General features: G+C 62.1%; 21 protein-coding genes. 17 read left to right on the top strand and 4 right to left on the bottom strand.

The features are described from left to right. Positions 1–483 precede the first annotated feature (483 nt). The 7 genes from CV_RS24230 to CV_RS09700 all read left to right on the top strand — a co-directional run bounded on the left by CV_RS24230 (position 484) and on the right by CV_RS09700 (position 8,739). Positions 484–3,090 carry a TonB-dependent receptor gene (locus tag CV_RS24230; protein ID WP_011135533.1) on the top strand — a complete coding sequence of 869 codons (2,607 nt, stop codon included), beginning with the start codon at positions 484–486 and terminating at the stop codon, positions 3,088–3,090. Positions 3,091–3,299: 209 nt separating this feature from the next. Beyond that, the gene (locus CV_RS09675) at positions 3,300–3,929 is read left to right on the top strand and encodes a hypothetical protein (protein WP_223938150.1); all 630 of its coding nucleotides are present in this window, start codon (positions 3,300–3,302) and stop codon (positions 3,927–3,929) included. 39 nt (positions 3,930–3,968) lie between these two features. Beyond that, positions 3,969–4,715, top strand: a complete 747-nt coding sequence (locus CV_RS09680; RefSeq protein WP_011135523.1) for a MotA/TolQ/ExbB proton channel family protein — start codon at positions 3,969–3,971, stop codon at positions 4,713–4,715. Between the two features lie 6 nt (positions 4,716–4,721). After that, positions 4,722–5,165 (top strand): ExbD/TolR family protein, encoded by a 444-nt coding sequence (locus tag CV_RS09685; RefSeq protein WP_011135524.1) that lies wholly within the window; start codon positions 4,722–4,724, stop codon positions 5,163–5,165. Between the two features lie 10 nt (positions 5,166–5,175). Beyond that, positions 5,176–5,598, top strand: a complete 423-nt coding sequence (locus tag CV_RS09690) for an ExbD/TolR family protein (RefSeq protein WP_011135525.1) — start codon at positions 5,176–5,178, stop codon at positions 5,596–5,598. A 76-nt stretch (positions 5,599–5,674) separates the two neighbouring features. Further along, positions 5,675–7,678: a M13 family metallopeptidase gene (locus CV_RS09695; RefSeq protein ID WP_011135535.1), complete on the top strand. Its 2,004-nt coding sequence runs from the start codon at positions 5,675–5,677 to the stop codon at positions 7,676–7,678. Between the two features lie 305 nt (positions 7,679–7,983). Next, positions 7,984–8,739 carry an endonuclease gene (locus CV_RS09700; protein ID WP_043595974.1) on the top strand — a complete coding sequence of 252 codons (756 nt, stop codon included), beginning with the start codon at positions 7,984–7,986 and terminating at the stop codon, positions 8,737–8,739. Positions 8,740–8,816: 77 nt separating this feature from the next. Here CV_RS09700 and CV_RS09705 read toward each other — a convergent pair whose 3' ends face one another. The 3 genes from CV_RS09705 to dinG form a co-directional block, all read right to left on the bottom strand. After that, positions 8,817–9,968: a porin gene (locus tag CV_RS09705; protein ID WP_011135537.1), complete on the bottom strand. Its 1,152-nt coding sequence runs from the start codon at positions 9,966–9,968 to the stop codon at positions 8,817–8,819. A 175-nt stretch (positions 9,969–10,143) separates the two neighbouring features. After that, positions 10,144–10,458, bottom strand: coding sequence for a DUF3579 domain-containing protein (locus CV_RS09710; RefSeq protein WP_011135538.1), 315 nt, complete (start codon positions 10,456–10,458; stop codon positions 10,144–10,146). A 117-nt stretch (positions 10,459–10,575) separates the two neighbouring features. Next, positions 10,576–12,699, bottom strand: a complete 2,124-nt coding sequence (gene dinG, locus CV_RS09715) for an ATP-dependent DNA helicase DinG (RefSeq protein ID WP_011135539.1) — start codon at positions 12,697–12,699, stop codon at positions 10,576–10,578. Between the two features lie 159 nt (positions 12,700–12,858). Here dinG and CV_RS09720 point away from each other — a divergent pair, with 159 nt between their 5' ends. The 5 genes from CV_RS09720 to CV_RS09740 all read left to right on the top strand — a co-directional run bounded on the left by CV_RS09720 (position 12,859) and on the right by CV_RS09740 (position 18,404). Next, the gene (locus CV_RS09720; protein WP_043595977.1) at positions 12,859–14,817 is read left to right on the top strand and encodes an aminotransferase class I/II-fold pyridoxal phosphate-dependent enzyme; all 1,959 of its coding nucleotides are present in this window, start codon (positions 12,859–12,861) and stop codon (positions 14,815–14,817) included. Between the two features lie 190 nt (positions 14,818–15,007). After that, positions 15,008–15,931: an ornithine carbamoyltransferase gene (gene argF / locus CV_RS09725; RefSeq protein WP_011135541.1), complete on the top strand. Its 924-nt coding sequence runs from the start codon at positions 15,008–15,010 to the stop codon at positions 15,929–15,931. Between the two features lie 48 nt (positions 15,932–15,979). Beyond that, positions 15,980–17,206, top strand: a complete 1,227-nt coding sequence (locus CV_RS09730; protein ID WP_011135542.1) for an argininosuccinate synthase — start codon at positions 15,980–15,982, stop codon at positions 17,204–17,206. 78 nt (positions 17,207–17,284) lie between these two features. Then, positions 17,285–18,184 carry a DMT family transporter gene (locus CV_RS09735; RefSeq protein WP_011135543.1) on the top strand — a complete coding sequence of 300 codons (900 nt, stop codon included), beginning with the start codon at positions 17,285–17,287 and terminating at the stop codon, positions 18,182–18,184. A 16-nt stretch (positions 18,185–18,200) separates the two neighbouring features. Then, on the top strand, positions 18,201–18,404 hold the full coding sequence (locus CV_RS09740; protein ID WP_011135544.1) for a DUF2788 domain-containing protein: 204 nt from the start codon (positions 18,201–18,203) through the stop codon (positions 18,402–18,404). Between the two features lie 95 nt (positions 18,405–18,499). Here the strand turns inward: CV_RS09740 and CV_RS09745 are convergent, their stop codons facing one another. Continuing rightward, a complete protein-coding gene (locus CV_RS09745) occupies positions 18,500–18,760 on the bottom strand; it encodes a hypothetical protein (RefSeq protein ID WP_043595979.1) in 261 nt (86 codons plus the stop codon). 239 nt (positions 18,761–18,999) lie between these two features. Between CV_RS09745 and CV_RS23785 the strand changes: the two genes are divergently transcribed. From CV_RS23785 to CV_RS09770, 5 genes are all read left to right on the top strand, one after another. Beyond that, on the top strand, positions 19,000–19,290 hold the full coding sequence (locus CV_RS23785; protein WP_011135546.1) for a hypothetical protein: 291 nt from the start codon (positions 19,000–19,002) through the stop codon (positions 19,288–19,290). Next, complete coding sequence (locus CV_RS09755; RefSeq protein WP_052278800.1) at positions 19,275–19,904, top strand: lytic transglycosylase domain-containing protein; 630 nt, start codon at positions 19,275–19,277, stop codon at positions 19,902–19,904. The genes CV_RS23785 and CV_RS09755 overlap by 16 nt, the downstream gene beginning before the upstream one ends. A 161-nt stretch (positions 19,905–20,065) precedes the next feature. After that, complete coding sequence (locus CV_RS09760; protein WP_011135547.1) at positions 20,066–20,656, top strand: MFS transporter; 591 nt, start codon at positions 20,066–20,068, stop codon at positions 20,654–20,656. After that, positions 20,653–21,537: an Hsp33 family molecular chaperone HslO gene (gene hslO, locus CV_RS09765; RefSeq protein ID WP_011135548.1), complete on the top strand. Its 885-nt coding sequence runs from the start codon at positions 20,653–20,655 to the stop codon at positions 21,535–21,537. The genes CV_RS09760 and hslO overlap by 4 nt, the downstream gene beginning before the upstream one ends. Positions 21,538–21,749: 212 nt before the next feature. Further along, complete coding sequence (locus tag CV_RS09770; protein ID WP_080508974.1) at positions 21,750–24,422, top strand: M9 family metallopeptidase N-terminal domain-containing protein; 2,673 nt, start codon at positions 21,750–21,752, stop codon at positions 24,420–24,422. Positions 24,423–24,471 lie beyond the last annotated feature (49 nt).

Raw genomic sequence — 24,471 nt, forward strand, 5'->3', positions numbered from 1 at the left:
TTTTATTGGCTGGTGCGTCGCAGGATTCAGACGCTGAATATTATTTTCACATGCGTGGCATGAGTAATATTCAAGTTATGAGAGAACGGTAATTTTCTATTTTCGATGTTTCTTTCAGTAATTTGTGTAAAAGCAACATTTTTTACATAAAAACGACATTGTCAGACGTGTGCGCGACAGGTGCGTGGCTTTAACGAGCGGGTATGCCGAAAAGGGGCCATGTGCCTTGTCGCATATAGGTTCTCTCTTTGATTTTCATGTCACTTCCTGGGGCGGCGGGGCAGAAAATTGCGCGCCGCCGGCAAGGCTCCGGGGGCGATCTGTACTTAATGACAAATTGTTACTGATATTGACGGTTTGTCGTAACTCTTCTCAAACTCGAATTCAGAGTCATGCCCATGGGATGGTCGTGGCTCGAATGCCGTCACGCCAGCCGTAGAACTGGCGGATGGAATACGGATAAGAGCAAAGGAGAGTTCCGTGATGAGAAAGAAACAGCTGGTCGTGGCCTTGGCCATGGCGGGCATAGGCGTCAACGCGCCTATGGCATGGGCCGCGGATGAGGCGGCGTCGGGAGAGTTGGATCGGGTGGAGGTGACCGGCTCCAATATCAAGCGCAGCATCAAGCAGGAAAAGGCGCTGCCGGTGACGATAGTCCGCACCGAGGACATGACCAAGCAAGGCTTCACCACGGTCGAGCAGGTGGTCAACTCATTGGCCAGCAACCAGTCCAATCTGGTTGGCGCGTCTTCCGTGCAATCCGTCAGCGGCGGCGCGTCATATGCCGGCTTGAGAGGTTTTGATCCGCAATACACCTTGGTGCTGCTGGATGGCCGCCGAGTCGCCAACCAGGCGATTTCCGGCGTCGCAACGGATTTGAACGCCATCCCGCTGTCGGCAATAGACCGGATCGAGGTGTTGCGAGACGGCGCGTCGGCCTTGTACGGCAGTGACGCCATCGGCGGCGTGATGAACTTCATCACCAAGAAAAGCTACCAAGGGTTGACGATTTCCGGCGAGGCGCAGGCGACACAGCACAAAGGCGGCGATTCGGCCAATGTCAGCTTGCTGGGCGGTGTGGGCGATCTTGCGAAGGATGGCTGGAATGCGTACGGCGTACTGTCTTATCAAAAAAACAAGGCGATCAAGACCATAGATCGCGATTTCGCCACCAAGAACCAATCGTTGAGCAGCATCACCTATCCGGCCAACTTCCTCTATCAGGCAGCGGGCAAGCCCGGGGATGGCAATGTCTACAACGCCGCCATGCCGGGCTGCCGGCCGCCTTACACCACGCCCAGGGATGCAACCAGCTGCGGCGAAAAGACCTGGCTGTTCATGGACCTGACGCCGGAAGTGGAGCAGTTCACCGCCAACGGTAAGCTTAGCAAGCAGTTTGGCGACCATATGCTGACAGCGCAGTATTTGGGCGCCCGCAATATCAGCACCACCCGCATCGGTCCGACGCCGATGCAGTCCATTGCCACGCTGACGGCAGGCGTCAACAAGTACTTCCCTACCGTGCTGCCGGATGGCTCGCCGGTGACGCCGGGCGCCAAGGCGGTGCTGAACCTGCGCAGTGATCCCCTGGGGCCAAGAACCACCAAGAGCACATCGGATACCCACCGCTTGGCCGTCAATCTGGAAGGCCTGCTCGGTGGCTGGGATTATCGTACCGGCGCCGCTTATTCGTCGAACCAGACCACCATCAATTACAAGAGCGGCTATGTGAATGGCGACAAGATCGAGCAGGCGTTGCTGAACGACCAGATCAATCCTTTCGGTGATTCGCCCGCCGGCGCGTGGGAGAACGTGGAGTTGAAGGGGGATGGCTGGATATCCAAGTACGAGACGGCATTGGCGGATTTCAAGGCGAGCAAGGAGCTGTTCGCCCTGCCGGCGGGCAATTTGGCGGCGGCATTCGGTGGCGAGCTGCGCCATGAGAAGCTGGACAGCCAGATTCAGGATCTGGCCCAGTACGCGGTGGGGTCCGGCATTGCGGACTCCAAGTCGACCAAGGGTAGCCGCAATATTTCGGCATTGTACCTTGAGGCCGATGTGCCTGTAATCAAGGGGTTGGACATACAGCTGGCCGCGCGCTACGACAAGTACAGCGATTTCGGCAAGGCTTTCAATCCCAAGGTGGCATTCAAGTATCAGCCCGCCCCGCAAATTCTGTTCCGTGGTTCCGCCAGCCGGGGATTCCGCGCGCCATCGCTGTTCGATGTCTTCCAGCCGGATGCGAAAACCTATACCAACGGCAACAATCTGAATGACCCGGTTCTTTGTCCAAACGGAACACCCGCCAACGGCGGTGACAAGACCGATTGCGGCACCACCTTCTTCGCCAAGCAGGGCGGTAATCGCAATCTGGAGCCGGAGCGCGCCAGCTCGCTCACTTTCGGTGTTGTCATCGAGCCGATCAGGGAGATCACAGCCAGCGTCGACTTCTGGTGGACCACCATCAATAAAGTGATAGGCGTATTGGACAACGACTTGATCTTCAACGATCCGGTCAAGTATGCAAACCGCTTTGTCCGGGTGAATCCGAATGACCCGTATTCCAAGCTTGACTACGTTTCCACTCCGACCGAGAACTTGGGCAATCTGAGCGCGGCGGGTTTGGATACCTCGTTCTCCTGGCGGCTGCCCAGAAGCCGCCTTGGCAATTTCACCATCAATCTGGACGGAACCTATACCTCCAAGTTCGTCCAGCAGGTGGAGGCGGGAGGGATCTATTACTCACGTTTGAGCCAATGGAACAATGGCTTGCAACCAGTAGTTCGCTGGAAACATTCGCTGGGCCTCAACTGGTCTCTGGGAAATTGGAGCGCATTGTTGGCCCAGAACTATGTTTCCGGTTACACCGACTACAAGGCAACGCATAGCGTCAAGCCGTATTCCAACTGGAACCTGTCATCTACCTATCTATGGCAGAAGAAGTTGAGCGTGACGGCGGGGGTGAAGAATCTGTTTGACCAGGAGCCGCCTTTCAGCAATCAGAACAAATTCTTCCAGAAAGGATTTGATCCGATTCTGGCCGATCCTGTCGGTCGAGCCTTTTTCTTGAAAGCGTCATACAAACTCTAGTTTTGGCTATTGTATTTAGTCCACAGCTATAGCATTCTGTCATGACGGCGCATGTCCTTATGCGTTGAGAATGCGGCGCGGGAGGCGATCCCGCCCCGCCGCAGCGACAGGTTGGCGAATCCGTTCGGGCAAGCATGCCGAACCGGATGGATTCGCCGGTTTCATCGAGGGAATGGGTAATCCATATGACAAGTATCACAGCCAAAGGAGTGGGAGGCCCTCCGCCTCGGCGACGATTCGCCGGCCTGGCGGGCGTCATCCTGTTCCACGCCGCGCTGATCTACGCGCTGGTGACCGGTTTGGCCCAGGGGGTGGTCAAGGTGATCCAGCAGAAAGTGGAAGTGTCGGTGATCAGCGAACCGCCGCCGCCGCCACCGCCGCCGCCGAAGATCGAGAAAGTGGTGCAGCAGCCGACGGCGCCGAAGCCGCAGGCCTACGTGCCGCCGGTGGTCAATCCGCCGCCGATGGTGCAATCGCAGAACGCGATCCAATCGGTGACGGCCGATCCGACGCCGCAGCCGGCGCCGACTCCGGCCCCGGCGGTGGAAGCGCCGAAGGGCCCGGTTTCGGCCAAGGCCAACTGCAGCCACCTGGAAGCGCCGGAGTATCCGAGCAAGGCCCAGGAAGACGAAATCCAGGGCGTGGTGTCGGTGGTGTTCAGCGTGGGCGCCAGCGGCAAGTTCGGCGGCGAGGCCAGCTTCAATTTCAGCGGCGACATTCCGCCGCGCTACCGCAGCAGCTTCAAGTCGGCGATCACGGCCGCACTGCAGGGTTACACCTGCCAGGCCAATTCCCAGCTGAAACAGGAATTCGGCTTCAAACTCGACTCTGGCGCCTAAGTCGCCCAGGGCATCTCAAGACACAAAGGAGCAAATACCATGACCAAGATCACTCGCGCATTTCTGGGCAAAGTCCTGGGCGCAGCCGGCCTGCTGACCGCACTGCCGGCGCTGGCGGCGGAGACCGTCAGCACTTCCAATCCGTACGGCATCGACGCGCTGTGGTCGCAAGGCGACTTCGTGGCGAAGGGCACGCTGATCATTCTGCTGATCATGTCGGCGTCCACCTGGTACGTCGGCATCGTCAAGCTGCTGGAACAACGCCGCCTGATCAAGCAGGGGCATGAACTGCTGGCCCACCACGGCGTGGACCTGCAAAAGGCCGCCAGCGAGCTGGCGGACGAAGGGATGTACAGCGCGGTGGCGCAAGCCGGCATTGAAGCCGCCGCCGAGCACAAGGGCGAGCTGGCCAACCGCGTGGACCTGAATACCTGGGTGGCGATGGCGATTTCGGACGCGGTGGACTCCGCCAGCCATCACATGCAGAACGGTCTGTCGGTGATCGCCACCGTGGGCTCCACCGCGCCGTTCGTCGGCCTGTTCGGCACGGTGTGGGGCATCTACCACGCGCTGGTGAAGATCGGCACTTCGGGCCAGGCTTCCATCGATAAAGTGGCCGGCCCGGTGGGCGAAGCGCTGATCATGACCGCGATCGGCCTGGCGGTGGCGGTGCCGGCGGTGCTGGGATACAACTGGCTGGTGCGGCGCAACAAGCTGGTGCTGGACAACGTGCGCGTGGTGTCGGGCCGTCTGCACGCCAGCCTGCTGAACAACCCGAGCCGGTAATCGAAGATGGCCCGTTACACGCGATTTGGCCACGGCAAGGGCGACGAGGACCAGGTGCTGTCTGCGATCAACACCACGCCGCTGGTGGACGTGATGCTGGTGCTGCTGATCATCTTTCTGATCACGGTGCCGGTGGTGACGCAAACGGTGAAGATGACGCTGCCGAAAGAACAGAACATCCCGACGCAGACCAAGCCGGAGAACGTGGTGCTGGGGGTGGGGCCGGACAGCCGCATCTACTGGAACATGTCGCCGGTGAAGGATCAGCAGGAATTGCTGGCGCGGCTGGTGAAGGAAGCGAAGAAGGATCCGCAGCCGGAAGTGCACATCCGGGGCGACGCGACGGCGCGGTACGCGCCGATCGGCCGCATCGTGCTGGCGGTGCAGCAGGCGGGGATCGTGAAGATCGCGTTCATCACGGAGCCGCCGGCGCCCGGCGGCGGGGAGTAGGAGAAGAGACATGGCGATGAATGTGGGGTCGTCGGGAGAAGACGACCTGATGATGGAGATCAACACCACGCCGCTGATCGACGTGATGTTGGTGATGCTGATCATGCTGATCATCACGATACCGATCCAGACGCACGCGGTGAAGCTGGACATGCCGGTGAACACGCCGTCGAAGGTGCAGGTGAAGCCGGTGGTGGTGCAGATCGACATTGCGCCGGACAACGGGGTGATGTGGAACGGCGAGCGTTTGGCGAACCGCGAGGCGTTGGAGGCGAAGCTGTCGGCGGCGGGGAAGTCGGAGCCGCAGCCGGAGCTGCACATCAAGCCGAACAAGGATGCGAGTTACGCGCCGGTGGCGATGGTGCTGGCGGAGTCGCAGCGTTTGGGTTTGACGAAGCTGGGCATCGTCGGATCGGAACAGTTTGTTCAGTAAGCTGGTCTTTATGATCTGACAGGAAAGGCAGCTGCGGCTGCCTTTCTTTTCTCTGGCGCATGAGTGGAGATTTGCAATGAAGATGAAAGCATTGGCGTTGGCCTTGCTGCTGGCCGGCCAGGCATGGGCGCATGGCGTATCGGGGATCGATACCGCCAATTTCAATTCCAGCGTCCGTCCGCAGGACGATATCTACCGGGCCGTCAACGGCAAGTGGCAGGACACCCATGAAATTCCGGCCAGCGAGTCCTGGAGCGGAGCGTTCAAGGAGCTCAGGGATCTGAGCGAGGCGAGGGGGCGCGAGCTGATCGAGCAGGCCTCGGCCAATCCCTCGGCTGGAGGCAATGCGCAGAAGATAGGCGCGCTGTACGCGAGCTTCATGGATGAGGCTGCGGCGGAAAAAAAGGGCTTGCAGCCGATTGAAGCCGATCTGCAGGCCGTGACCATGCTGGCGGGCCGCAACGAACTGTTGAAGCTGATCGGGAGCTGGCAGTCCGGCAACGTTCAGCTGCCTCTGGGCTTGTTTGTGGGCATCGACGCACGCAATGCCACCGCTTATCTGCCGGAGCTGTACCAGAGCGGATTGATCATGCCCGATCGCGATTATTATCTGGGCAAGGATGCGCGTTTCGCCAAGGCGCGCGGCGCCTACCAAGCCTATTTGGGCAAGCTGTTCCGTCTTGCCGGCTACGCCCAGCCGGAAAAGCGCGCCCAGCGCGTGATCGCGCTGGAAACCAAGCTGGCGAAGCTGCAGCGCAGTCGGGTGGAAAACCGCGATCCGCAGAAGACCTATAACAAGATGACTCCGGCGCAGTTGGCCAAACTGGCGCCCAAGCTGGACTGGCAGGGCTTCCTGTCCGCCGCGGGCGTGGCCGGAATCCCAGAGCTGAATGTCAGCCAGCCGGAATATGTGGCGGGACTGGCGCAGCTGTTGCGCAAGGAGCCGCTGCTGAACTGGCAGGACTATCTGATCGCGCATGCGCTGGACGGTTATGCCCCGTATTTGAACAAGGCGATGGTGGATGCCCGCTTCGAATTCCACGGCAAGACCTTGTCCGGCACCCCGGAACAGCGTCCGCGCTGGAAGCGGGGCGTGCAGTTGGTGGAGTCTTCGCTGGGCGAGGCGTTGGGGCAGCTGTATGTGGCCAAGTATTTCCCGCCGGAAAACAAGCGCAAGATGGAGGAGCTGGTCGGCAATCTGATGCAGGCCTACCGCCAGAGCATAGACGGCTTGAGCTGGATGAGCCCCGCCACCAAGGAGGCGGCGCAGGTCAAGCTATCCAAGTACATGCTGAAGATAGGCTATCCCGACCATTGGCGCGACTACTCCGGCCTGGAGCTCAAGGCGGATGACCTGGTGGGCAACGTCAAGCGCGCCAACCGCTTCGATTACCAATGGCAATTGTCCCACTTGGGCAAGCCGGTGGACAGGACGGAATGGGGCATGACCCCGCAGACGGTCAATGCCTATTACAACCCTTCCCAGAACGAGATCGTCTTCCCGGCAGCCATCCTGCAGCCGCCGTTCTTCAACGCCGCCGCGGACGACGCGGCCAATTACGGCGGCATCGGCGCGGTGATCGGGCATGAGATCAGCCATGGTTTCGACGATCAGGGCAGCCAGTTCGATGCCGACGGCAATCTGCGCGACTGGTGGACGGCGGAGGACAAGGCCCGCTTTCATGGCCTGACCAGCAAGCTGGTTGCGCAGTATGACGCCTATGAGCCGCTGCCGGGCAAGCATATCAACGGCAAGCTGACGCTGGGCGAGAACATCGCCGACAACGTGGGGCTGCAGATCGCCTACAAGGCCTACCAGCTGTCGCTGGGCGGCAAGCCGGCTCCAGTGATAGACGGCATGAACGGCGATCAACGCTTCTTCTACGGTTTCGCCCAGGTTTGGCGCAGCAAGACCCGCGACGAGGCGCTATTGGCCCGACTGGTGTCCGATCCTCATTCGCCGGATGCGTTCCGGGCGATAGGCGCGGCTTCGAACAGCGATGCCTTTCAGCGCGCTTTCGACGTGAAGCCTGGCGACAGGATGTACAAGCCGGACGATCAGCGCATCCGCATCTGGTGAGGCCGGAGCGGCTGAATAGTTGACCGGCTTTCGGCTCGGGCAGGCGACATCTCTTGTCTCCTGCCCGTTTCTCATGGCGCGGGCCGCATCGTTTGCCGGAGCTGCGGGGATGTTTCGGGTCGATTGGACCTGAACGCGTCTTCCCTGATTGAATCTGAAGGAGCCAGTCATCCGACAATGGTATTGATGTAATTGTTTTCAGTGCATACACTCCGCAGATGCACAAACTCATACCATTTATACTTGTCGCAATGCTGACCGCTTGCGATTCGCATCAGGTCAATCAAATAGCAAGATCCCCGGAAGTGAGGCAGTTGGCCGCGCTGGGCGAGTCCATCCTGTCGTCGGCGGCGACGCGGCCATCCTCAAATTCTCCGGATATAGTCAAAGCCGAGCCCCTGGTCAGCGGCGGCAAGGCGGTTGGGCATAGAGACTTTCCCGGCGCCAAGCGCATCCTGCCGCGCGTGTATTCCGGCATGGAAGTGGATTTCTATTGCGGCTGCCGTTACCAGGGCAAGGCGGTGGATTGGACGTCCTGCGGCTATCAGCCGCGCAAGTCGGAAACGCGGGCCAGCCGCATCGAGTGGGAGCATGTGGTGCCGGCGTGGGTGCTGGGCCATCAGCGCCAGTGCTGGCAACAGGGCGGCCGCAAGGCCTGCGGCGACCAGGACCCCTTGTTCCAGATGGCCGAGGGCGATCTGAACAATCTGGTGCCGGCGGTGGGGGAGGTCAACGGCGACCGCGCCAATTTCGCCTACGGCGCGTGGGAGATTCATCCGCGGCCGATTTATGGGCAGTGCCGGTCCCTGGTGGATTTCAAGCTGAAGCGCTTCCAGCCCAGGGAGGAAGTGCGCGGCGCGGCGGCGCGCATCACCTTGTACATGCACCAGCGCTACGGTTTGAGAATGAGCCAGCAGGATAGGCAGCTGATGTGCGCGTGGGCGCGGCAATATCCGGTGGATGAGTGGGAGCGCCAGCGCAACAAGCGCATTGTCCAGTGGCAGGGGGAAGGCAATTTCCTGGTGTCCCAGCCGGAGGAGCTGAGCCGCGTGTGCGGCTGATGAGCTTGCTCAGGCATGGGCGATAAAAAACGCCACGGCATGCCGTGGCGTTTGATTTGGAACGCTTGTGGTAAGGCTTAGAAGGAAACCTTCATGCCGATGCCAAAAGCTTGCGGGCTGTTGCCGGCAGTCAAACTCGCATCTTTGTTTCCCAGGTTGGTATCGTAGACCGGGTTGTTGGCGAAGTTTGCACTTGCCTTGGCATTGTTGGTGATCTTGGTGGCATAGGCCAGCAGTTGAGTGGATTTGGATAGGTTGTAGGTGCCGCCCAGAATCCATTGCTTGGCCTTGAAATCGTTGCCGTTTACGCCCGCACCGACATTCTTCAGTGCGCCGAGCTGACCGTATGCCAGTTTGATTGAGGCTGCGCCAAAATCCTGACCGAGAGCGATCTGCCAGTCATCCTGCTTCACCTGGCCGCCGCCGACTTGGTCGAAATTGCCCCATTCGTAGTTGCCGCCAATGAAGGTGCCGGAGTCGAATTTATAGCTGGCGGCGATGCTGTAGAACGAGATGTTGGAGCCGGAATTGACAGAGGCGGTCGTGGTGTTGGCAGCAACGCCCTTATCGTATTGCTTGTCCCAAGCGGTAGCCAGATTCAGGGCGCCCCAAGTGTAGCCCAGGCCCAAGGAGATGCGTTTAGCGTCGGTGCCGTTGGTGCGTGCTTCATCCACGCCCCAGGATGCGCCCAGCTTGAAGCCAGCCCAATTCGGGGAGAACCAGTGGATAGAATTGGCCAGACGGGCTTCGCCGCGGCTGTTGACCGAGCTGGCGCCGAAGTTGTCGGCGGTGGTATTGATCATCACATCGGTGCCCAGCGCGCTATTGCCGCTGCCGGTGAACATCTTGTAGGCAGAGTCGTTCTGACCCAGCAGCACCTTGCCGAAGTCGCCGTTGTCGATGCCGATGAAGGTGTTGCGGGTGCCGAAGGATGCGGTCTGGCCCTTGTCGTTGGTGCCGCCGTTCTCAAAGTTGCGCAGGCTGCTTTCTACTTGCCAGATGGCCTTGGTGCCGCCGCCCAAGTCTTCCCAGCCCTTGAAGCCGATGCGGGAGTTTTCGTCTACCACGCGAGTGCGGGATGCGTAGTCCTTGGCACTGTTGCCATTGCCGGTGGCCTTGGCGGATTCGATGCCGCCGCTCAGGAAACCATAGATGGTCACATCGGCGTGAGCTGCGACCGGTACGATGAAAAGCGATGCAACGATTACTGCCAGATTCTTCTTTTGCATGGTGAACTCCAAGTCAAGTCTGTGGTTCTGTTGTGAAGCAGTGAAGAGACCGTGTCCGGTTTTGGCAACGCTTGCACGGCTACTTCACGACTTTGTCTTAGTTTAGCCACAGAATATGACGGGAGTGTTGCGAAGACTGGTAAAAAGAGTGGTGTCTATACGACGTTTGTTGCGCTTATGCCGAAAACTTGTTCGGATAGACTTCGTCGATCAGTGTTCGACAGTCGACTACCCGAAGATCATTGTCTTTGGCAAAGTCCATCAGAAACTGGAAGATTTGCGGATAGACTTTCTCCAGCTTCTTGTCGACGGCGACGCAACGCACGCCTTCCAGCAGCATGGGGCGGACGAAGGCATGATAGGACAGCTTCTGGTTGGTGTCGAAGGAGGCCAGGATGCCGGCCAGCCGTTCGGCCCAGTCGCTGGGGCGGAAAGTGCGGCCTTCTGAGGTCAGGCCTTGGATCACGATTTCGTACGGATTGCAGATCATGGCGGTGGAACCAGTGTGTTTGCTTTTGGTGTAGCCTGTTTTGTTGTCCGTGCTAAGACGTTTTTTCTAGGCCGACGACTTTTACTTATGCGAAAGTTTCGTGATCATACCTGAAAATCATATGCGCTTGAATGGCGGCAGCGAGGCCAGCAGCTTTTTGCCGTAACTCTGTCGCGTCAAGCGGTTATCCAGAATGGTCACGCGGCCGTAATCGCGCTCGGTTCTGATCAGGCGGCCCACGGCCTGCACCAGCTTGATCGAGGCCTCCGGCACCGTCAGTTCGATGAAGGGATTGCCGCCGCGCTTTTCTATCCAGCGCGACAGGGTTTTGCCGACCGGATCGTCAGGCATGGCGAAGGGCAGCTTGGCGATGATCACGTGCACGCAGCTTTCGCCGGGCAAATCCAGCCCTTCCGAAAACGAGTCCAGACCGAAAATCACGCTGGCCTGCTGATCCTTCAGGCGCTGATGGTGGGTGTCCAGCAGCGTGCGCTTGGGGATGTCGCCCTGGATCAGCAGCCTGTCGCGCAGCTCGGCGGGCAGGCCTGCGCCCACTTCCTGCATCTGCTTGCGCGAGGAGAACAGCACCAGGGTGCCCACCGGCTCTTTCAGGTCGATCAGCTTGGGCAGCCACTCCACGATCTCGCGGGTATGGCCGCCGGGATCCTTGGGGCTGGCCAGCAGCGGCGGCAAGTACAGTTCGCCTTGCTCGTCGAAGTTGAACGGCGACTCCAGCGCCATGCAGCTGACCTTGGGCAGCCATTTCAGGCCGGTTTGCGACAGCAGCAGCTCGAAATCGCCCAGCGAGCGCAGCGTGGCCGAGGTCAGGATGGCGCCGGCGGCGCGGCGCCACAGCGTGGCCGCCAGACTGGCGGCGGCGCTGACCGGCGATGCCGAGAACAGGTAGTCGCCCTTGCCTTCGGCGCGGCGGGTGATCCATTTGGCGATCGGCGGCGCGTTTTCCGGCGTTTCGGTATCGAACAGGTCCCATACCGCCATCAATTGTTCGGCGCGGCCGATCAGAAAGCCCAGCTCGGTGGCGGTCTTGTCCAGATCCACGTCGCCGCTCTTGTCCTTGCGCGCCTCGGACAGCGCGTTGCCCATATCGTCCAGCTGCTTTGACAGCGCGCGGGCCGAGATGGCCATATTGGCGGCCGAGGCCTTCAGCCGCTCGGGCAGGATGCCGTCCTCGATCAGCCAGGACGGCTCCAGATTGTCGCTGCTGGCGGCCAGCGCTTCTTCGCTGCCCAGCAACCATTGCCATTCGGTCAGCGTTTCCACGCAGGCGGCGGCGGAGTCGATCGCGCTGCTGGCGAGCTCGGCCTTGCCGGTGTGCGCCTCGGCGTGGACGACCACCGCGCCCACCTTGTCCAGCCAGCCCAGCGCCTGTCCCAGCGAATGCTCGGCGGCGAACTGGTTGACGGCTTTTTTCGCCAGGTGGTGCGCCTCGTCTATGCAGTAGAAGCTTTCCTCGGGGGCGGGCAGGATGACGCCGCCGCCCATGGAGACGTCGGCCAGCATCAGGTCGTGGTTGGCCACCACCACGTCGACGTTCTCCAGCGTGTCGCGCGCCAGGTAGAACGGGCATTCGACGCGGTTGGGGCAGGCGGTTTTCAAACAGCCGTGGCGGTCGTTGGTGACGCGCGCCCACAGGCCGTCTTCCACCACGCTGTCCCAGCTGTCGCGGTCGCCGTTCCATTTGCGGTAGTGGAAGGCGTCGGCCATCGCGCTCAGCGCGTCCAGCTCCGCCTGTTCCGGCTTGTGGTCCCACAGCGCCATCATCGGGTCCGGCTGCAGCAGGCTTTGCTGCGCGTGCTGGGCGGTGAGGCCGTACAGGCGGTATGGGCACAGGTAGCGGCCGCGGCCCTTGGCCAGCGCGAAGGTCAGCGGCAGACCGCTGTTTTCGACGACGAAGGGCAGGTCGCGGTTGACCAGTTGTTCCTGCAGCGCCACGGTGGCGCTGGTGACCACCAGCTTCTTGCCGCGCGAGCGCGCCATCACGCCGCCAGCCAGCAAATAGGCCAGGCTCTTGCCGACGCCGGTGGGGCCTTCGATCACGGCGATGCTTTCGCCTTCGCGCTCCGGCCAGTCGTCGCCGACCTTCTCCTGGGCGCGCGACAAAGCATTGGCGATTTCAGCCAGCATGCGGCGTTGCGCGGCGCGCGGACGAAAGCCCGGCAGGCGGTCGGAAATGGCGCGGTAATGGTCGCGGATTGAGTCTTTTTCGGCGTCGGTCAGCATGGCGGCGATTGTACCGCATGAGACCGTTGTGCGCCTGCATAATGACGGCGGGCGCAAGATGTGGATAGGATAGGCGGCAAACAAAAAAATATAGAACAGCGCGTACGTCCGGACAGACGACAAAACAAGTGCGCGGCAAACACAACAGGAGAAACCGTCATGAAACCCGTTAGCCGCGTTGTCGTGGTCAGCGACGATGTGACATGGCAGGCCGAGGTGCTGGCCGGCCTGGGAGCCGCCGCCGTGCGGCTGGAGAATCCGTTCGGCCTGACTTTCGTTCCCGCCTGCACCACGGCGGAAACGATGGACCTGATCGCCCGCGACGGCGAAACGCAGGTGGTGCTGGTCGACCGGCAACTGAAAGGCACCGCCAACGGCGAGGCCGCCGCCCAGCTGGCGAACCGCATCAGCGGCTTCCGTCCGGAGATCTCGCTTTACGTCTTCCTGCAGGACGACGACGAGCGGGCCTTGGTGGAGGAGTTGGCCAGCCACGCGGTGGACGGCTACTTCTACCGCGACGAGGCCGACTTCAACGGCTGGTTCCGCATCCTGGTGGCGGAGCTGGCGGAGAAGTCGGCGACGCCGTTCTACGACAAGCTCAAGCAATACGTGCGCATGGCCAAGGATTCCTGGCACACGCCGGGGCATTCCGGCGGCGATTCGCTGAAAGGCAGCAACTGGGTCGGCGATTTCCACGATTTCGTCGGCGAGCACCTGCTGCGGGCCGACCTGTCGGTGTCGGTGCCCATGCTGGACTCGCTGCTGCATCCGACCGGCGTCATCGCCGAGTCGCAGATGCTGGCGGCCAAGGCCTTCGGCGCGCGCAAGACCTATTTCGCCACCAACGGCACGTCCACGTCGAACAAGGTGATCTTCCAGACCCTGCTGGCGCCGGGCGACAAGCTGCTGCTGGATCGCAACTGTCACAAATCGGTCCACCACGGCGTGATCCTGTCCGGCGCGCGGCCGGTATACCTGGACTCGTCGGTCAACCGCCAGTACGGGATTTTCGGGCCGGTGCCCAAGACCACGATTTACCAGGCGATAGACGACAATCCGGACGCGCGAGTGCTGATCCTCACCTCCTGCACCTACGACGGCCTGCGCTACGACCTGAAGCCCATCATCGAGGCCGCGCACGAGAAGGGCATCAAGGTGATCGTCGACGAGGCCTGGTACGGCTTCGCCCGCTTCCACCCCGCGTTCCGGCCGACGGCGCTGGAGTCCGGCGCGGACTACGTGACGCAGAGCACGCACAAGGTGCTGTCGGCGTTCTCGCAGGCCAGCATGATCCACGTCAACGACCCGCGCTTCGACGAGCATTTGTTCCGAGAGAACTTCAACATGCACGCGTCCACCAGCCCTCAGTACAGCCTGATCGCCAGCCTGGACGTGGCGCGCAAGCAGGCGGTGATGGAGGGCTACCGCTTGTTGGACCGCACGCTGAAGCTGGCGCAGGAGCTGCGCGAGAAGATCAATTCCACCGGCGCCTTCCGCGTGCTGGAGCTGGACGATCTGCTGCCGGAAGAGGTGAGGGAGGACGGCATCCTGCTGGATCCGACCAAGCTGACCGTGGACTTCAGCCGCTCCGGCTTCACCGCCGACGAACTGCAGCAGGCGCTGTTCGAGCGTTACAACATTCAGGTGGAGAAGTCGACGTTCAGCACCATCACGCTGCTGCTGACCATCGGCACCACCCGCAGCAAGCTGTCCCGACTTTACGACGCGATGCTGAGGCTGGCCAAGGAGGGCCGTGCGCCGCGGCCGCTGGGGCGCATGCCGGAGATTCCGCACTTCTCCCGGCTGGCCTGCCTGCCGCGCGACGCCTTCTACGAGGCCGGCGAGCGCCTGCCGCTGCTGGACGACGACGGCCGGCCGAATCCGGCATTGAGCGGGCGGGTGTGCTGCGACCAGATCGTGCCGTATCCGCCCGGCATCCCGGTGCTGGTGCCGGGGCAGGTGGTGGACGACACCATCCTGGCCTACCTGGCGCGGCTGCAGAAAACGCAGAAGAGCATCGAGATGCACGGCTTGGCGGAGGATGGCGGCGAGTTTTACCTGCGGGTGCTGAAGCCGCAGGAGCTGGCGGAATTGCCCGGCCGCAGTTTGTTCAATTGAATGCTTGTCAGGCAGGGGGATTTCCGATAAATATAACAAATGTCGCATTTCTGTAAATCATGACCATGTATTGGCAGGGGCGCGACATTTGTAAAGTGACTTGAGACCAGCGTGTAGTAATGTGCCGTTGCGCATGAAACCACCACTCGGTGTTGCACGCGCAGCGGCCTCTTTTTTTGATTGGAGCATCATGACGTCCGTAAGGCATTACCTGCAATTCAGCGACCTCTCTCCCGACGAGTATCACCATCTCTTCGAGCGAAGCCGGGTCCTGAAGCGACGACAAAGCGCCGGGGAGCTGCATCGGCCGCTGGTCGGCAAGGTGATGTCCATGGTGTTCGAAAAGAATTCCACCCGCACCCGCGTCTCTTTCGAGGCCGGCATGGCCCAGCTGGGCGGCCACGCGATGTTCCTGGACACCAAGAGCTCGCAGATCGGCCGCGGCGAGCCGATAGAGGACACCGCGCGCGTGCTGTCCCGGATGAGCGACATCATCATGATCCGCACCTTCGAGCAGGGCTTGGTGCAGCGCCTGGCCGCGCATTCGCGGGTGCCGGTGATCAACGGCCTGACCAACGAGTACCACCCTTGCCAGGTGCTGGCCGACATCTTCACCTACGTGGAGCGCCACGGTTCGATCAAGGGCAAGACGGTGGCCTGGGTGGGTGACGGCAACAATGTCTGCCGCACCTGGCTGCAGGCCGCCGCCGTGCTCGGCTTCAAGCTGAAGGTGGCGTCGCCGCTCGGTTACGAGCTCCAGACTCTGGATGGCCGCCATTACGGTTCCGACGTGCTGGAAATGACTCGGGATCCGGCGCGTGCCGTTCACGGAGCGGACATCGTCACCACTGACGTGTTTACCAGCATGGGTTTCGAAGCCGAACAGGCGGCGCGGCGCGAGGCTTTCGAAGGCTACCAGGTGACGGCGGAACTGATGAAGCAGGCCAAGCCGGAAGCGCTGTTCATGCACTGCCTGCCCGCCCATCGCGGCGAGGAGGTGGCGGCCGAGGTGATAGACGGCCCGCAGAGCGTGGTCTGGGACGAGGCAGAGAACCGCATGCACGTGCAGAAGGCCTTGATCGAATATCTGTTGCTGGGGCATCGCGAGGACTGAGTCCCGCCCGGCAACCGGATAAATAAACAACGAGTGGAAAGAGAAGCAATGTCTGACATCAAGAAAGTGGTTTTGGCGTATTCCGGCGGTCTGGATACCTCGGTGATCCTGAAGTGGCTGCAAGACGAGTATCAATGCGAAGTGGTGACCTTCACCGCCGACATCGGCCAGGGCGAGGAAGTGGAGCCGGCGCGGCAGAAAGCGGTTTCGCTGGGCATCAAGCCGGAAAACATCTTCATCGAGGACCTGCGCGAGGAGTTCGTCCGCGATTTCGTCTACCCGATGTTCCGCGCCAACACTATTTACGAAGGCGAATACCTGCTGGGCACCTCGATCGCCCGGCCGCTGATCGCCAAGCGTCAGATCGAGATCGCCAACCAGGTTGGCGCCGACGCGGTATCGCACGGCGCCACCGGCAAGGGCAACGACCAGGTGCGCTTCGAGCTCGGTTATTACGCGCTGAAGCCGGATGTGAAAGTGATCGCGCCGTGGCGCGAGTGGGACCTGCTGTCGCGCGAGAAGCTGCTGGCCTACGCCGAAACCCACGGCATCGACATCAGCAAGAAGAAGAACGGCGGCAGTCCGTACTCGATGGACGCCAATCTGCTGCACATTTCCTACGAAGGCACGGTGCTGGAAGATCCGGCCCAGGAGCCGGAAGAGGATATGTGGCTGTGGAGCGTGAGTCCGGAGAACGCGCCGGACCAGGCCGAGTACGTGGAGCTGGAATACCGCAAGGGCGACATCGTCGCCGTCAACGGCCAAGCGCTGAGCCCGGCCGGCGTGCTGACCGAGCTGAACCGCCTGGGCAACAAGCACGGCATCGGCCGCTTGGACATCGTCGAGAACCGCTACGTGGGCATGAAGTCGCGCGGCTGCTATGAAACCCCGGGCGGCACCATCATGCTGAAGGCGCACCGCGCGATCGAGTCCATCACGCTGGACCGCGAAGTGGCCCACCTGAAGGACGAGCTGATGCCGAAATACGCGCAGCTGATCTACACCGGTTACTGGTGGAGCCCGGAGCGCGCGATGCTGCAGCAGATGATAGACGCGTCGCAGGCCACGGTGAACGGCTGGGTGCGGCTGAAGCTGTACAAGGGCAATGTGATCGTCGTCGGCCGCGAATCCAAGACCGATTCGCTGTTCGACCCGACCATCGCCACCTTCGACGAGGACGGCGGCGCCTACAACCATGCCGACGCGGCCGGCTTCATCCGCCTGAACGCGCTGCGGATGCGCATCGCTGCCAATGCGCGGAACAAGCGCGGCTGATATCATCTATTCATACCGTTGACATGGCGGCCGTGCGGCCGCCATTTTTCGTTCTTTGTACAGAGGGAGTGCCGCGGGATGCGGGCGAGCAGCTGGATTCCATGGGTATTCGTCGTGTTGTGGAGCACGGGCTTCACCGGCGCCAAGCTCGGTTTGCCGTATTGCGGGCCGTTCACCTTCCTGGCCATCCGGATGGCGCTGACCTTGCTGTGCTTCGCCGCGCTGCTGGCCGCGTTGCGTCCTGCCTGGCCGACATTCTCTCAAGCGCGGCGGCAGTGGGTGAGCGGCGGCATGCTGCACGGCGGCTACCTGGGCTGCCTGTTCGCGGCGATCAAGCTGGGCGTGCCCGCAGGCCTGGCGGCGCTGATCATGGGCATGCAGCCCTTGTTGACCGCCTTGATTTCCTGGCGCTTGGGCGAGAAGCGCTTTCGCGCCCTCCAGTGGCTGGGCATGGCGTTGGGCCTCGCCGGCACCGCGCTGGTGATCGCGGGCAGCAAGGGCGTGGCGCTGGCTGGCGGCGCCGGCGCGGCCTTCGTGATCGCCGGCTTGCTGCTGATCACCGGCGGCACGCTTTACCAGCGCTACCGCGGCGGCGGCGCGCATCCGGTCGCCGGCGCGTTCCATCAGTATCTGTCGGCGCTGGCGGTGACCGGAACGCTGGCGCTGTTGTTCGAGCGCGGGGAGCGGGTGGTGTGGAGCGGGGACTTCATCTTCGCGCTGGCCTGGAGCGTGGCGATGCTGTCGGTGCTGGCGGTATTGCTGCTGTTGCGCATGCTGCGCGACGGCGATGTCAGCCGGGTGGCGGCCTATCTCTACCTGGTGCCGGGCTTGACGGCGATCCAGGCCTGGTGGTTGTTCGACGAGTGCTTGAGCCCGGTGGCGATGGGGGGTATCGTACTGGCAGCCGTCGGCGTGGCCTTGGTGCTGCGCGGCGGGGATTTTCGTTTACCGGGCCGCCTGAAGGGCGGTCGGAATTGAGCAGAGGCGGAGAAACGTGTCGGAAGAGCAATTCACCAATATTTCGCTGGTGGTGTGCCTGACTGGGCTGATCATTTTCATGGGCTTCATCATCTGGGATCTGGGCAAGAAGTCCAAGGCCGGCAAAACCGGCATGGTTGTCTTGTTCCTGGTGCTGGGTTTCGGCGTCAGCGGGTTTGTCTTCAAAAACATCCTGGTGGAGTTCTTGTTGAGCAAGTAAAGGCGATCGCGGGTCTATGAAGGTAGCATCGCCAGTTTGGAAAGCTGGAAAAACAAAGCCCCGCGTCATGCGGGGCTTGGCTTGTCAGGCGCGGGTCAGGCGATCTTGACCTGCCGGACCGTTTCGCCTCTGGGCTGGCGGGCTTCCGGATGGTCCAGGCGCACTACCTGCATCATCGCCATGTCCTTCAGGCGGCGGCGCAGCGGGTGAGTGTCGGCCTCGGTCTCAACCATGCCCACGGCTTCGTCTGCCGAAGCCTGCTGTTTGTCCTGGATCTGCTGTTTTTCGAACCAGGTCAGGGGGCGCTGCAGGATGGCCTCCAACGGCTCATCCAGTTCGAAGTTGCTGTCAAGCATGGCACTCACCTCTTGAGAAGGGATCTCCGCTTTTGGCTGGTGGCCTGGGCGGGCTGAACATTGCCCTTACATCATATGAGGGTTGTAGGGTTTTGTTTATAAGTAGGAACCGCTAGTTTTTTTAAAATGCCCATAAGAACAGTGGTTTAGTGTTTTGGCGGAAAGTGTCGTCCGTCAGCGGGCCGCGCGCGGCGGCAATCGGTATTCTGGTCCCGTGTTCATGATGAAGGGGCCTCACTATGTTTGGCAAACTGCGCGATTTTCGCTTGTATGTGTTGATTCTGCCTGCGCTGGCCGGCTTGTGGTGGATAGACCGCGTCGTGGCCGTCACCTGGCTGCAGCTGGGCTTGGCGTTGCCGGTGCTGGTCGGGGTGGCGCTGCTGCTGCGCAAGGTGCTGTTCCATTCCGACGTCAGCCAGGCCGCCGATCTGGCATTGGCGTCGCCGGTGGGCGCGTCGTTGGTGGTGATGGCCGACCGGCTGTTCATGGCGGCGGTGCTGCTGGCTGGCGTGCTGTGGCTGCGGGGCTGAGCGCCGGCGCGCTGGCCCTGCTGCCGCTGCTGAGCGCGGCGGTGGCTCAGCACTGGCCGGACATGCCGTCCCGCTCGGTGCTGGCGGCGCAGGTGGAGCAGGAAAGCGGCTGGCGGGAGGGGGCGGTATTGAAGACATCCCGCGAATACGGCGCCGGGCTGGGCCAGTTCACCAAGGCGTATCGGGCGGACGGCGGCGTGCGTTTCGACGCGATCCGGGAAATGGCCGCGCGCCATCCGGAGCTGCGGGGCTGGAATTGGGGCAATGCTTTTGACCCGCGCTATCAGTTGACAGCGATGGTGCTGAAGAACCGCGACAACTATCGGCTGATACGCTGGGCCGAAGGCGAGGACAGGCTGGCGATGATGGATGCCGCCTACAATTCCGGCTTCGGTTCGGTGCTGCAGCGGCGTCGGCGCTGCGCCAACACCGATGGCTGCGATCCCGGCCGCTGGTTCGGCGGTTTGGAGCGGACCAGCGGACAATCCACGCGCCGGCAGTCGGGCTACGGCCAGTCCTTCGCCGATATCACCAACACCCATGTCCGCAACGTGATGGCGGTTCGAAGGGCTAAGTATCGGCCCTATTTCGGCGAAGCGGGCGGATCGCGTTGAGCCGGACGGGCGGCGCTTCTAAGGGCGCCGCCTTTCGCGCGCTGGATCGCTGGGCGATTATGGTATGATCACCGGTTTCGCTTTGCGCCGGGATTGCAAAATGCCGGCTTCGGTCCCATCTTGGACGGGGACCGTTTTCACGAACATGACAAGGTAGCCGCATGACAACCATCGTGGCCGTGCGCAAGGGCGACCAGATCGCCATCGCCGCCGACAGCCAGACCACTTTCGGCGATGACCAGAAGCTTCTCGCGCCGTACGACTGTTTCCATAACAAGATTTTCCGCCACGGCGACAGCTATCTGGCCGTGTCCGGCTCGGCCGCGCACGACCTGGTGCTGCAGGGCGCGCTGAAAGAGCTGAAGAAAAAGGATCTGAGTAGCCGTCAGGGCATCTTCGACACCTTCCGCAAGCTTCACCCCAAGCTGAAGGACGCGTTCTACCTGCGTCCGGAGGAGGACGAGGAAGACCCGTACGAATCCAGCCAGATGATGGTGGTGATCGCCAACGCCCATGGCATTTTCGGCGTGTATCCGATGCGCGAGATCTATGAATTCTCACGCATCTGGGCGATAGGCTCGGGCCGCAAGTTCGCGATGGGCGCGATGTATGCGGTTTACGACCAGGACCTGTCCGCTCGGGAGATCGCCGAGATCGGCGTGCGCGCCGGCTGCGAATTCGACGTCAGCTCCTCGCTGCCGATGACCGTATATACCGTTGAAGTGGCCGCCGGCGCGGCCAAGGAAGCATGAATATGAACCATCACGACAAACTGCAACGATTCCTGTTCGACGGCGCGCCGGTGCGCGGCGCGCTGGTGCGGCTGGACGGCGCCTGGCAACAGGTGCTGGCGCGGCGCGCTTATCCCCAGGCGCTGAAAACCGTGCTGGGCGAAATGATGGCGGCCTCGGTGCTGATGGCGGCCAACCTTAAATTCGATGGCTCGCTGATCCTGCAGATCCACGGCACCGGCGCGCTGAAACTGGCGGTGGTGGAGTGCAACAACGACCGCACCGTGCGCGCCACCGCCAAGTGGGACGGCGATCTGGACGGCAAGCCGCTGAAAGCGCTGCTGGGCGAGGGCGGCAAATTCGTGCTGACGCTGGAGCCGCGCCTGGACAAGAATCAGACCTGGCAAGGCATCGTGGCGCTGGAAGGCGACTCCGTCGGCCAGATGCTGGAAAACTACATGCTGCGCTCCGAACAGCTGGATACGGCGCTGGTGCTGGCCAGCGGCGACGAGGCCGCCGCCGGCATGCTGCTGCAGCGCCTGCCGGAAGGCCATGGCGAGGCCGAAGGCTGGGACCGCGTCCAGATGCTGGGCCGCACGCTGAAGGCTGAGGAGTTGCTGGGCCTGGGCGCCGAGGACATCCTGCACCGCCTGTTCCACGAAGAGCAGGTGCGCGTGTTCGAGCAGGAAACCGTCAGCTTCAACTGCAACTGCTCGCGCGAACGCGTCAGCAATATGCTGACCATGCTGGGCGGCCAGGAAGTGGGCGATGTGCTGCTGGAGCAGGGCAGCGTGGAGATCGTCTGCGACTACTGCAACCAGCGCTATGTGTTCGACGAGGAAGACGCCAATCAGTTGTTCGATTACGACGTAGTGGCGGCGGCGCGCGAAGCGCGGCATTGAGGTTTGCAATTTCCATTCAAAAAAGCCGCTTATGCGGCTTTTTTTGCGTTTTCTTAAGCTGAAACAGGGCGTGAAAATTAACTGCCTTGTTTTGTTGTTTAAGATCACGTCCTGACCTTAAACACAATATTCATTATTCGTCATATCCATTATGCTTCGCGATGCTCGGTTAAATAGCCGTGCGTCATTTGAACAAGCTATTGGATGACTGAATGAATACCACAACACTACCGCGCCGGTATCGGGCGTGGGGACTTTCCGTGATGGTGCCGCTGGCCTTGTCCGCCTGCCTGACGACGGCAGGAGGCGGCCAGACCGGCTCGCAGCAACCCGCGCCGCAGGCCAATCAACCCAGCGCGCGCTATTCCTCGCATTCCCCGGCGCTGTCTGAAAAACCGGACTACCCGCACGGCCTGCCGCCGGCGGCGCCGGATAACGGCGGCGCGCAGCCGCCGGCCAAGCCACAGGGCCAGCAAGGCCAGATCGCCCGCAAGGCGGCCCGGACGGATGCCGCCGCGCCGGCCTACGCCGACTGCGACGAGGCCAAGCTCGGCCAGCTGTCCGGACAGGCGCTGGTGCGTTATGTCGCCAGCGTGGACGGCACTTGCATGAACCGCCTGTTCCAGGCGGACAGCTTCAGCTACCGCGTGGTGTCGCCGGCCAATATGCAGCTGGTGGCGGCCGAGGCGCGCCAGCGCGCGACAGCATGGGACGGGCAGAATGCCAACGGCCTGTGGCCGCTGGCGGTGTTCCTGAAGGCGGGTTACTTCCTGCAGTACAGCCATGCCAAGGAAGTGGGCGATTATGGCCCGGCAGTGGATCAGCCGGTGATGCAGGTGGTGGAGGCGATGGCCGCCAATCCGGCATTGTGGAACGTCAAGGCTATCGACAGCCGCGGCGACCGCGACGCGTGGTTCCGCGAGCGCGATGCCCGCCAGAGCGTGGCGGAAACCTTGATCCTGGCGGACTCGGTGCGCAAGGCCGAGTACGCGCTGCCGCTGCTGAACCGCTTCTTCGGCCGCTACAACGCCGCGGTCAAGGACAATTGGGCGCGCTTCGCGCTGCATCCGATGCAGACGCTGCTGTTCAATATGCATTACCAGCCCGAGTTCGCCCAGAAGGTGGAGAGAGGCCAGCTCGACGGCCTGGTGGCCAGCCTGGCAGGGCTGACCCGCGCCGGCCAGCCGGCGTTCGCCGACGAGCAGATGTTCCTCAACACCCTGCGCGAAACCGGCCGCTTCATGCAGTATCCGCGCACCGCGCCGCAAGCCGAGTCCGCAGTCGCCCAGTATCTGAAGGGCGAGAAGTTCGGCGCGGCCTGGGCTGAGGCGGTGTACGCGCTGAAGAAGCTGGGCAAGGTGCCGTGCGAGCGCTATGGCATCTGCCAGGCCGAGCAGGAGCTGCGCGCCAGCCTGTTCCCCAACCGCTGGAGCTTCGACAACGGCAAGCTGGTGTTCGAAACCCCGCTGAGCCTGGCCGAGGTGGAGCCGCTGTACTACGCGATGAAGCAAGTGCAGACCCAGCTGTTCCGCGTGGCTGGCACCAAGGAAGCAGTGGCGAACGATCCCAATGAAAAGCTGAAGATGGTGATCTACGGCACCAAGACCGCCTACCAGCGCTTCCAGGGCCTGCTCAACGAGCTGTCCACCGACAACGGTGGCATCTACATCGAGAAGGACGGCACCTTCTACACCTTCCAGCGCGAAGTGCCGCGCGAGAGTTACCTGACCCTGGAAGAACTGGTGCGCCACGAGTATGTGCATTATCTGTCCGGACGCTACATCCAGCCGGGCATGTGGGGCACGTCCGAGTTCTATCGCGACGACCGCCGCATGCCGTGGTATGACGAGGGTTTCGCCGAATTCATGGCCTGGAGCACCTCGCGCGACGGCATCAAGGTGCGCGGCCACGTGGTGGACGTGGTGGCCGGCGGCTGGCCGAACAGCTTCCTGGAGCCGTCCCGCATCATGCGCTCCAGCTATAGCGACGGCTGGGACTTCTACAGCCATTCCGCGCTGTGGTTCTACTACCTGAACCAGCAGCAGCCGGGCAAGATCGCCGACATCCTGGCCGCGCTGCGCGCAGACGACGTCAAGCGCTTCGACGCGCTGGTGAATAGTATGGGCGGCGACGCCGCGCTGGTGTCCGGTTTCCGCCAGTACGTGGATCAGCAGGTGCAAGCGGCCAAGTCGGGCCAGCTGGGCAATACTTCGACCGAAGAGGGCGTGGACTGGGTGGCCAAGGACAAGTGGCAGGCCGGCGACGCTTCGGTGGTGGAAGCCGCGATGCGCCGCTCCCTGCCGGTGGGCTGCCAGGTGTGGGCCGACGGCGAAACCAGCGCGCTGCGCCGCTTCGAATGCGGCGGCACGCTGCCGCTGTCCGCCAGCGACAACACCCGCGCGCGCCAGGAGCTGGACAAGCTGCTGGACGGCGCGTTGCAGAGCCTAGTGAAGACCGGAGGCGTCAACAACCTGATGGCGACCAATTGCTCGGCCACCGACTACGACTTCAAGCGCAAGACCGCGGTGCTGCGCTGCGAGGGCCCGCTGGGCCCGGCCGGCAGCGCCAAGCCGCAGCCGCCGCAGACCGGCGAGCTGAACTTGGCCAAGCTGAGCTACGCCGGTCCGGCGCGCTGCCTGCGCGGCCAGTTTGAGGGCGTGGGCGGCGTCGAGCGTTACCAGTTGGTGCAGGCGCCGCAGCTGGGACGGGCGGCGGTGTCCGATTGGGGTTCGTTCACCTATCGCCGCGATGCCGACCAGCCGGGCGTGGCCGACAAGATGACCGTCCGCCTCAGCAAGGGCGCGCAATCCCGCGACGTGGTGGTGGAGCTGAACGCCACGCCGCGTGACATGCCGGAAGAGCAGTGCTGGGCGCAGGCGGGTTGAGAGAGTGACTTGAAGTAAGTAAATGAAACGGGAAGCGTAAAGCTTCCCG

Origin of the sequence: Chromobacterium violaceum ATCC 12472, assembly GCF_000007705.1 — a bacterium.
In the GTDB taxonomy this organism is placed as follows: domain Bacteria; phylum Pseudomonadota; class Gammaproteobacteria; order Burkholderiales; family Chromobacteriaceae; genus Chromobacterium; species Chromobacterium violaceum.